The organism is Dolichospermum sp. LEGE 00240 (genome assembly GCF_015207875.1).
GTDB classification, from domain to species: domain Bacteria; phylum Cyanobacteriota; class Cyanobacteriia; order Cyanobacteriales; family Nostocaceae; genus Dolichospermum; species Dolichospermum gracile.
In genome coordinates this window covers 1-9506 of record NZ_JADEVZ010000119.1, presented here as the reverse complement: position 1 = coordinate 9506, position 9506 = coordinate 1, and the positions used below count along the sequence as shown (strand labels likewise).

Here is a 9506-nt window from a genome sequence, read left to right as displayed (position 1 = left end):
GTTTAGAAAAAATGCGCTCTGAAAACATAATTTCTAATTGGTATGAAGTGCAAAGAAACTTATTCACTTTAGTTGTGCGCGACTACATTGTGGACAATCTTACCAATGCTTGTGCTGCTTCATCAACATAGATTCATTTTTTTGTCAATGCGTAAGTCCTATATTATTGCTTGTACTTCACTAAAATAGGAATTGATATACCAGTTATAGCGGTTCTCGATTGAGTGAGATACAAGAACCCCACCCCCAACCCCCTCCCCGCAAGCGATGAGGGGGCTATGATATATCTCATGCAAGTGCATACCGCTATAGCGATTCCAATTACGTAATTATTTATTACCTACTCCAATTACCAATTCCCAGTTATTAAGTTTGCCGACATCTAGGGTAGCGTAGTCAATAACTTGTAATTGCCAGTTACCTTTTGCGGGTAAAGAAAGTAATTGTTTCAGGGCAGGATGCGATCGCAGTGTGTAAGTATTTTGTAATTGATTACGACGACCTAATGTGCGACTTTGTAATAAAATCCGCTGATTATTAGGAGCAATTAAATAAACTTCTAAATCTCCTAAAAAATCATGGGTGATATTTACGGTAACTTGGATATCTGTGACATTGACAGCTTCATTAATAGCGATCGCACTTTTAATTCCCTGTCTATTATTATCAGGAATATTCACAACTTGAGAATTTTTGACCTGAATTTGTTTATTGGTAATTTTGGCAACCGCACCCATCTGCTGCGCTAGTCTTACAGCCTTAGCAGCATTAACTTTGCCATAACCAAACCATTGACTATGACCATTACTATCATAAGTACCCCCACGCACACCCAACTGAAGATCAGGGTTATTATCCACAATTTTATCAGCCGTATCTTGCAGAATCCGTTTAACTTGTTGAGCCGTTAAATCGGGATTAGCTGATAATACCAAAGCCGCTACTCCTGCCACAATGGGAGTAGAACTAGAAGTACCGCCAAAGTTTTTAGTAAAATTTCCCGCATCATAACCAGCCGCGCCTATTTGATCTGTTGTAAATACTCCCAATCCAAATAGAGAAGAAACAATTGCCGGTTGTGTATAAACAAAACCAGTTTCTTGAAACCACATTCCTGGGGGAGCATTATTACTAGGAGCGCAAACAGAAACATTACCTCCCCAATTACTATAAGCAGCCTTTTTATTTAAACTAGTAGACGCAGATACAGTAATCACATCAGGATGAACAGCAAAACCGCTCAACCAATTTGTCTTCCCTTGGACAATATTTTTCGGCCAATTCTGTTCATTTACGGTCCCATTAATCGGACGATTAGCATTTCCAGCCGCGAAAACAATCACACATCCTTTTCCCTTGCGTCCATTGGTAGCAGCCCGGTTAATAGCCGCTTTTTGCCGAATAGAAAGGGGGAAATAAACAGCAGAAGCTCCCCAACTACAAGAAATTACACTCGCGCCTTTTTCTACTGCCCAATCAAAAATATCCTCAATTGATTGATCATCTAAAAAACCAGTAGTGCGAATGGGCATCATTGCACAACCAGGAGCAACTCCCACAATTCCCGAACCATTTTCTTCAGCTACAGCTAATCCTGCACAAGCAGTCCCATGACTAGTTTCTTTTTCTCCAGGTAAGGGTAAAAAATCATTTTCTTTTAGATCTCTAGGAGCAATAATTTTACCTGTACCTTGAAAATCTGGATGTTTTAAATCAAAGGAATCATCTACTACAGCTACCACTATAGAACGCACACCACGAGTAGTATCCCAAGCCTGTTCTACGGAAATATGCGAACCAGCTACCAACTGATTACCACTATTATGATTGAGATACCATTGCTGGGAATAAAGAGAATCTTTGGGTTTATAATGGGGTTCTTGTTGAATGAGAATATTTGGTTCAGCCGCTAAAACTTCTGGCAGTGTTTGTAAATAATTGGTAATTTTAACGGGATTTTGTGTAGCTTGTTTACTAACAACAAAAACGAAGGTATTTGGGATGCCAACTACTGGTTGATCTTGAACTAAATTCAATGTGCTGGTAATAGTATTAATTTTAGTATTATTTACCCAAGTGGCAAATTGAATTGTAATTTGGTCACTGAGATAAACAAAAGTTCCCGGATTATTTTCCAATGTATAAACATGACTGACAAAATCTACATTTTCATCAGCACGGAGTTGAGACATGACTGCATCTAGCTGATTAGGAAAAACCGTGTATAGTTCTAATTTTGCTTGAGGAATACTCCGCCGCCATACGCTACCAGGAATCTGTGTTAATTTTTCGTGGGGAAAATTAGCATTAGGACGGATAGTAAAACGATATAGCGTTTTTTCTAGCGTTAACTCTTCACCACCCCGTTGTAAGGTTAGTGACTCGCCGTTATTTGCTACATCTGATTCAGGAAAATCCGCAGGATTAATATTATCACTCATAAGAATTGGGGATTGGTGGAATTAGCCAAATTGAAAAAACCTTGATTCGTAGGTTGGTTTGTGGAAAGTTTATGTTCGCACAGCAATGAGACAAAATCCAACGCATTTGTTGGGTTTCCTTGCGTCAACCGAACCTACAAAAAATGGCGAATGTATTGTGAATATATTCTATTTTGCGGTGATTTGTAATTCAATTCGTTGTCCGAGTACCCCTAAAGTCCGTTCCATTGTAGATAATTTTGTGGCGTGGTGGGGATCTAGGATACGTCTGACTTCCTTTTCATGGATATTGAGAGTAGAAGCAAGCTGGACTTTGCTAATACCTTTTTCACGCATTGCTAGATATAGTGCGGCTTTTATTGCTGTCTGCGCTGGTACGGCTACTAAATACTCTTGATTTTTGGGTTGTGATGGTTGGGGGATTTCTAGCTTATCATCAATCCGAAGAGCGATCGCTTCTTCTAAACAATCAGCAGCTTCATGAAGTGCTTCTTCCCACGAATTACCTTGAGTAATAGCTTCTGGTAAATCCCGAAATGTCACCACAAATCCACCATCTTTTTCATCAGCAGTCAGCATGGCTGGATATACAAATTGAGTCATAATAATCCCGGTGTTAAATTTGTTTGTCTGAATCAGAATTTGAGGATTCACAGGATGTTCTTTGGTGATGATGTAGCCAAAGAACAGAAAATAGGATAATATAAATTTAATCACTTAGATATTTTAATCTAATATGAGTATTAATTTATTAATCGAAAAAATTACAGAAGAAATGCAGGAAGAAGCAGAAATGCAAATCCGCGACAAGAAAAAATCTGTTGATTACAACACAATTGAATACCCTATTGAAGTTATAGTTGACAAATACCTAAATGGTCTTGATGATGATTCTAATGAATTATTTATTCCAGATTACCAAAGAGCAATGATTTGGGATATCAAAAGACAATCTAAATTTATTGAGTCTATTCTGTTAGGTTTACCTATTCCTTATATTTATGTTGCAGATACTTCAGGGGAAGAAACAGACGAAAATCCTTTAAATACAAAGGATTTAGCTCGTTTAGAACTTATAGATGGAACACAACGAATTCGTACTTTAGCAAATTTTCTTAATAATGAATTACAACTACAAAATCTAGAGAAGCTAAATAAGCTGGAAGGGTTTCGATTTTCCAATCTACCTATTGCACGTCAAAGACGTTTCCAGCGAACAACCATAAGAATGATTCAACTAACAGAAGATGCTGATGAAGAAACTCGTAGAGATTTATTTGAAAGAATTAATACTGGTAGCGTTGAATTAAACCCAATGGAAAAACGCCGGGGTATTAGAAGAGGTGCGTTTCTTAATGTAATAGATGAATTAGCAAAGTATGAAAAATTCATCCATCTTTGTAATTTTACAGAACCGTCAATTGGAAGAGTAGAACCCCAAGAATTTGTTTTACGATTTTTTGCATTCCTAAATAATTATCAAGATTTCAATAAAAATATTAATGAATTTCTCGATGACTATTTAGATGCTATGAATAAAGCTGATCCAAATCTTTTACAAAACATGAAAAATGAATTTTATGTAATGATTGATTTTGTAGGAACACACTTTCCAACAGGTTTTAGACAAGGAAATAAGAAAGATAGAACTACAACTCGAATTAAATTTGAATCTCTTGCTGTTGGTATAACTTTAGCTTTAAGACAGCAAGATAACCTCCAACCTGTATCAGTAGATTTCCTAGATTCAAAAGAATTTAGAGAATACACTAGCAGCGATGCTAGTAGTTCTAGAAATAAAGTTATTCGTCGTCTTGAATATGTTCGTGATCAGATTTTAGGTACAGTTTAGTGAAAAGAATATTAGATTTAGATGATTTTGACGAACGTGCTAAAGACGTTAGTGATTATCTTTGTTTTCTGAGAGATTTAGAACAGGGTGAAATTCTATTAAGTAAAGATGGTGCAATTTCTAAAATTGATCCGGAATTAGATAAAAGTTTAAAAGCTACTGGATTTTTATTACTTTACAATCTTGTAGAATCTACTATGAGAAATGCTATTCAAAGTATTTTTGATGAAATGAGTAAAAAAGGAGTTTCCTTCGATCAACTTAAAATAGAAATTAAAAGAATAATTTTGCAAAATGTAAAAAAGAATGTACAAGAATGTGGTGTTAATGATTTTGTAGAACAAATAGAAAATATTGTTAAAGATATTATTCAATCTGGCTTTAATAGAGATGATTTTTTTTCTGGTAATGTGGATGCTAAAGAAATTAAGAATATAGCTAAAAAATACGGATTTTCTAGTAAAACTGACGTTGCGACTAGAGATGGAATTGATTTACTGTCAATAAAAAAAAATAGAAATGATTTAGCTCATGGTGTTATGTCTTTTAAAGAAGTTGGTCAAAATACATCTGCGGAAAATCTTGTTGAAATCAGCGAAAGAGTTATAAAGTATCTTAGACAAATTCTAGAAAATATTGATGAATATCTAGTGAAACAGGAATATTTGGATTCTGAATAATTGAACTGAATTTTATTAAATTTAAGAGACTATACTATCAGAAATTAGACAGACCATAAATTAATCTCTTTCTTCTTGTTTAACATTTTCCAACGTCGCTTGTAATACTACCAAATGCAAATTATATCTAGTATCTGCTTGTAAATAACGTTGTTGTAGTGGTTGCCATTCTTGCCACAATTGATAACGATTTGCGGCTAATAGGGTCGTTAACCCACGTAATTGAGTATCCAGTTCTGATTTGAAGATATTCTCTAACCACTCATGTAAAACCATATTATCTTGGATCATTCCCAAGATTTCTTGAATATTTTTAATATCATGAATATGTGCAGTAAAAGACTCACCATATAATTCAGTAAATAATTCCATTTGGTAGCGGAGACGTTTGGCTTGTTTTCGCAAATCATGGAGAGTTTTACCTTCTGTTTTCAGATGTTCTTCTAATTGGTTGGGTGTCCATTTTGTTTGGACTACTATTTCTGATTCGACAATTTTAGTACCAATTAGCCATCCTGGATGTAAGCAAAATTCACTAACTTCTGGTGAGAGTAAATCTGGTAGTACGTGAGAAATTGGTACAGATGAGAAACTGCGATAACTAGGATTTTTTAACCAATTTTCAGCTTCATTTTTAAAAGATTGATAAATTTGATCCTTAAATGTTTTGTGAACATGAGAAACGGCGACTTCTCGCTGTTTATGCAATTCTGTAAAAGCTGTTTCCAGAGATTTTTGTTCTTGTTCAAGTAAATGTGGTTTGTAATTCTTTTCCAAAATTTCTGCAAGAACATCTAAATCTCGGAGACTACCTAAAATTCTCGCAAGTTTACCAATATTTTTATCACTAACTGATTTTGGTAAAAATAAATATCTCTCAAATCTACTCACAGCAGTTCGTAACCGTCGCATTCCTACTCGCATTTGGTGTACTGCTTCTGGATCTTCATCTTTTTTAACTGCTTTTTCCCATTTTATGGTTTTTGTAAAGTGGGTTTCAACGGCTTGGTGTGCAGTTTCACCGAGGGTTTTAATTGGTGTTGCTGAGGAGATTTTCATTGTCAGAATCAGGATGTCCAGGATTAAAGGATGAACAGGATGAAACCAGGAATTTTATTACCAATTACCAGCCTCAAGTAGATAATTCAGGCGTTGCTGATAGCCTGCGTGGCGTTCGCGGTAGCGTGCCGGAGGCATTAGCCATATTGAGGTATGAAATTCCTAAATTGAACCTTTAAAAATCTTACCTTTGCGTCTTTGCGCCTTTGCGTGAGACTAAAATTCATACCCTTAATTAGCAACGCCATAATTCACAACTTGAATTAATACTTAATTGTTGTTTAAAGATTAGTGGAAATAGCTTGTACGGGACAGGTAGGAATACATTGTTCACAGACTATGCAGCGCGATCGCACAAAGGTGAGTTTATATGTCTCTGGATTAATGGCTAGGGCTTCAGTGGGACACACCCCCGTACATAAACCGCAATGAACGCATACATCCTCATCAATGACAATTTCACCTAAACCCAGGGAAACATGAATATTTTGCGATCGCATCCATTCAATTGCCGCATCCAACTGATCAATGTCTCCCAATAATTCTACCACCAGTTTACCAATTTGATTCGGGGCAACTTGGGCGCGGATAATATTCGCAGCGACATTAAAATCCTTTGCTAGTCGGTAGGTAACAGGCATTTGAATCGCCCGTTTAGGAAAAGTCAGGGTAACTCTTTTTTTCATTATGTGAGAAAACAGTAAAATGAACTAAGTTAATAAGTCTTAATAAATTGATTATGAGTACCGAAGCCCCTGCAAATTCTAGTAACCGCATCAAAAACTTCTTAATTGCCATTGTAGCGATCGCTTTGGGAGTTGCCCTCTTCCTGGGACTTAAAACTGATTCTACCTCAGTTTCCCTGGCGGAATTGGGTAAAACTGCTATTCCCTTAGAAGTAGCTGTCAGCAATGGAAAACCTTCTCTCGTCGAGTTCTACGCCGATTGGTGTACAGTTTGCCAGAAGATGACACCCGACATGGCCAAACTCAGAGAAAAGTACAATAACAGCCTGAATTTTGTCATGTTGAATGTTGATAATAGCAAATGGTTGCCAGAAATGCTCAAATATCGAGTAGACGGCATTCCTCACTTTGTATTTTTAGGTAAACAAGGGGAAACCATTGCCGAAACCATTGGTGATATCCCCCGCACCATTATGGCTAGTAATTTAGAAGCTTTAATTGCCGGTTCTACCCTTCCCCACATCCAAGGTAATGGTAAAACCTCGCAATTTTCCGCACAAGTCGCCACAGATAGCAATCAAGATGATCCTCGCAGTCATGGTAGTCAAGTTGTAAATTAGATGATTGGGGATTAGTAAAAAGTTATTAATTTATTATTTGTCAGAATCAGGATTTTCAAGAGTTAAGGATGTACAGGATGAAGTTTCTTAATTATTATTTATGAGCAGATCATATTAGTATTATTGATTAACCTTCAAATAAAAATCCTGAAAATCATCTAATCCTGGAAATCCTGATTCAGACAATAAAAACCATGATTTAGGATCATCATTTTGCTGAATTAATAATAATAATCCATTAACTCTATTCACCAATTCTTCAAACTTGATTAGTTTATCAGACATTACTCAAAGTAAGATAGTGTATGATTGTCTTTTTTCTCAAAATTTACTATGGCTACAATTAACGACAACTACCTGAAACTCAAAGCTGGTTATCTGTTTCCAGAAATTGCGCGACGGGTAAATGTTTTTGCACAAGCTAACCCCGATGCGAAAATTATTCGCTTGGGGATTGGTGATGTCACCGAACCCTTACCAGAAGCCTGTCGCACAGCCATGATTAAAGCCGTGGAAGATATGGGCGATCGCTCATCTTTTAAAGGATATGGTCCAGAACAGGGTTATGCTTGGTTAAGGGAGAAAATTGCCACCCACGACTTCCAGGCACGGGGAGCAGCCATAGAAGCCGATGAAATCTTTATTTCCGACGGTTCTAAGTGCGATACAGGCAACATTCTCGATATTTTTGGCAAAAATAACATCATCGCCGTTACAGACCCAGTATACCCCGTTTACGTAGATACCAACGTTATGGCGGGTAACACGGGAGACGCGAATGAAAAAGGTGAATATGGTGGTTTAGTTTATTTACCTGTCACCGCTGAAAATAATTTCACCGCCGAAATTCCTAGTCAAAAAGTTGATTTAATTTATCTTTGCTTTCCTAATAATCCCACAGGTGCAACTGCAACCAAAGAACACTTGCAAGCATGGGTAAATTATGCCAAAGCTAACGGTTCAATTATCTTTTTTGATGCCGCTTACGAAGCATTTATTACCGATCCTACCTTACCTCATTCTATTTTTGAAATCGAAGGTGCGAGAGATTGTGCGATTGAATTCCGTTCTTTCTCCAAAAATGCCGGGTTTACCGGAACTCGTTGCGCTTTAACTGTTGTTCCCAAAAACCTCACAGCTAAAGCTGCTGATGGTTCTAATGTTGAACTTTGGAAACTCTGGAATCGTCGTCAATCTACCAAATTTAACGGCGTTTCTTATATTATTCAACGCGGTGCAGAAGCAGTTTATTCAGAAGCAGGACAAGCACAAATCAAAGCCTTGATAAGCTTCTATTTAGACAATGCCAAAATCATCCGCCAAGAACTCACAAACGCAGGTTTAAGAGTTTATGGTGGCGTAAATGCCCCTTATGTATGGGTGCAAACTCCTCATGGTTTATCTAGTTGGGAATTTTTCGATAAATTATTAGAAACTGTGAATGTTGTGGGAACTCCCGGTTCTGGTTTCGGTGCTGCGGGTGAGGGTTATTTCCGCATTTCTGCCTTTAATAGTCGGGAAAATGTGGAAGAAGCCATGAAGCGGATTACGGCTAAGTTTAAGGTGTAGAATATTGTGGTGGGTAATGCCCACCCTTTTATATCAGACTAAGTGGTAGATTGATGACGTTTTGGTTTAGTATAATATTAAGGTGAGTTTTTTATAGACTCAACCCTTCCGTTTTTATTTATTTATACAAAGTACAACTAATTTAGAGGTTAATTTATATGAAATTGATCATCAAAAATTTAGGTCCGATTAAAAACAATACTCAAGCCATTGATTTATCGAAAGATTTTTTTGTTTTTGTTGGCCGCAATAATAGCGGTAAAAGCTATGTCGCTCAATTATTATGGGCAATTTTTAATGAAGATATAATTCATAAATTTGCACGTACCAATGTAGAAATAATTGATAATAAAATTGTAGAAAATATAAATAACGTCGAAGTTACTCCTGAGTTAATTGGAGAAATTTTGAATAAATATAGTTTATTTTTACAAGAAGAGACTAAGAGAGAGATATTTAATATAGGTAAAAATTCCCAAATACTCAATAATATTGTCATTCGTTTTGAACATGAAAAATCTGAATTATCTGAATTAATAGAAAAAGAAATTGGAGGAATTGTCAAAATAACAGATGATGAAGGCAATACATTAGAATAT

The 9506-nt window shown here is 36.3% G+C and carries 10 protein-coding genes and 1 pseudogene; 6 read left to right on the top strand and 5 right to left on the bottom strand.

Going from position 1 to position 9506, the window contains the following annotated elements:
* Positions 1–131 (top strand): annotated as a pseudogene (locus tag IQ226_RS25415) (IS701 family transposase); the annotation flags it as partial.
* A 198-nt stretch (positions 132–329) separates the two neighbouring features.
* On the opposite strand, the gene IQ226_RS23590 reads toward IQ226_RS25415, so the two are convergent.
* Positions 330–2441: a S8 family serine peptidase gene (locus tag IQ226_RS23590; RefSeq protein ID WP_193899448.1), complete on the bottom strand. Its 2112-nt coding sequence runs from the start codon at positions 2439–2441 to the stop codon at positions 330–332.
* A 168-nt stretch (positions 2442–2609) separates the two neighbouring features.
* Positions 2610–3044 carry a type II toxin-antitoxin system HicB family antitoxin gene (locus tag IQ226_RS23585; RefSeq protein ID WP_193899446.1) on the bottom strand — a complete coding sequence of 145 codons (435 nt, stop codon included), beginning with the start codon at positions 3042–3044 and terminating at the stop codon, positions 2610–2612.
* Between the two features lie 133 nt (positions 3045–3177).
* Here IQ226_RS23585 and IQ226_RS23580 point away from each other — a divergent pair, with 133 nt between their 5' ends.
* Positions 3178–4293: a DUF262 domain-containing protein gene (locus IQ226_RS23580; protein ID WP_096662587.1), complete on the top strand. Its 1116-nt coding sequence runs from the start codon at positions 3178–3180 to the stop codon at positions 4291–4293.
* Positions 4293–4973: an MAE_28990/MAE_18760 family HEPN-like nuclease gene (locus IQ226_RS23575; protein WP_193899444.1), complete on the top strand. Its 681-nt coding sequence runs from the start codon at positions 4293–4295 to the stop codon at positions 4971–4973. The genes IQ226_RS23580 and IQ226_RS23575 overlap by 1 nt, the downstream gene beginning before the upstream one ends.
* Before the next feature lie 60 nt (positions 4974–5033).
* On the opposite strand, the gene IQ226_RS23570 is transcribed toward IQ226_RS23575, so the two are convergent.
* The gene (locus tag IQ226_RS23570; protein ID WP_193899442.1) at positions 5034–6032 is read right to left on the bottom strand and encodes a CHAD domain-containing protein; all 999 of its coding nucleotides are present in this window, start codon (positions 6030–6032) and stop codon (positions 5034–5036) included.
* A 281-nt stretch (positions 6033–6313) separates the two neighbouring features.
* Entirely contained in the window at positions 6314–6718 is a 405-nt protein-coding gene (locus IQ226_RS23565; protein ID WP_168642423.1) for an NIL domain-containing protein, read from the bottom strand.
* Positions 6719–6771: 53 nt separating this feature from the next.
* Between IQ226_RS23565 and IQ226_RS23560 the strand changes: the two genes are divergently transcribed.
* Positions 6772–7338: a thioredoxin family protein gene (locus IQ226_RS23560; RefSeq protein WP_193899440.1), complete on the top strand. Its 567-nt coding sequence runs from the start codon at positions 6772–6774 to the stop codon at positions 7336–7338.
* A gap of 120 nt (positions 7339–7458) precedes the next feature.
* Here IQ226_RS23560 and IQ226_RS23555 read toward each other — a convergent pair whose 3' ends face one another.
* Positions 7459–7623, bottom strand: coding sequence for a hypothetical protein (locus IQ226_RS23555; protein ID WP_193899438.1), 165 nt, complete (start codon positions 7621–7623; stop codon positions 7459–7461).
* A gap of 48 nt (positions 7624–7671) precedes the next feature.
* Here IQ226_RS23555 and IQ226_RS23550 point away from each other — a divergent pair, with 48 nt between their 5' ends.
* Entirely contained in the window at positions 7672–8907 is a 1236-nt protein-coding gene (locus tag IQ226_RS23550) for an LL-diaminopimelate aminotransferase (protein WP_193899436.1), read from the top strand.
* 158 nt (positions 8908–9065) lie between these two features.
* Positions 9066–9506: AAA family ATPase (locus IQ226_RS23545; protein WP_193899434.1), on the top strand; the 441-nt coding region annotated here is incomplete at its 3' end.

Excerpts from the sequence above, each read along its gene's own strand:
- IQ226_RS23590 (WP_193899448.1), bottom strand. The coding sequence starts at position 2,441 with ATGAGTGATAATATTAATCCTGCGGATTTTCCTGAATCAGATGTAGCA.
- IQ226_RS23585 (WP_193899446.1), bottom strand. The coding sequence starts at position 3,044 with ATGACTCAATTTGTATATCCAGCCATGCTGACTGCTGATGAAAAAGAT.
- IQ226_RS23580 (WP_096662587.1), top strand. The coding sequence starts at position 3,178 with ATGAGTATTAATTTATTAATCGAAAAAATTACAGAAGAAATGCAGGAA.
- IQ226_RS23570 (WP_193899442.1), bottom strand. The coding sequence starts at position 6,032 with ATGAAAATCTCCTCAGCAACACCAATTAAAACCCTCGGTGAAACTGCA.
- IQ226_RS23565 (WP_168642423.1), bottom strand. The coding sequence starts at position 6,718 with ATGAAAAAAAGAGTTACCCTGACTTTTCCTAAACGGGCGATTCAAATG.
- IQ226_RS23560 (WP_193899440.1), top strand. The coding sequence starts at position 6,772 with ATGAGTACCGAAGCCCCTGCAAATTCTAGTAACCGCATCAAAAACTTC.
- IQ226_RS23555 (WP_193899438.1), bottom strand. The coding sequence starts at position 7,623 with ATGTCTGATAAACTAATCAAGTTTGAAGAATTGGTGAATAGAGTTAAT.
- IQ226_RS23550 (WP_193899436.1), top strand. The coding sequence starts at position 7,672 with ATGGCTACAATTAACGACAACTACCTGAAACTCAAAGCTGGTTATCTG.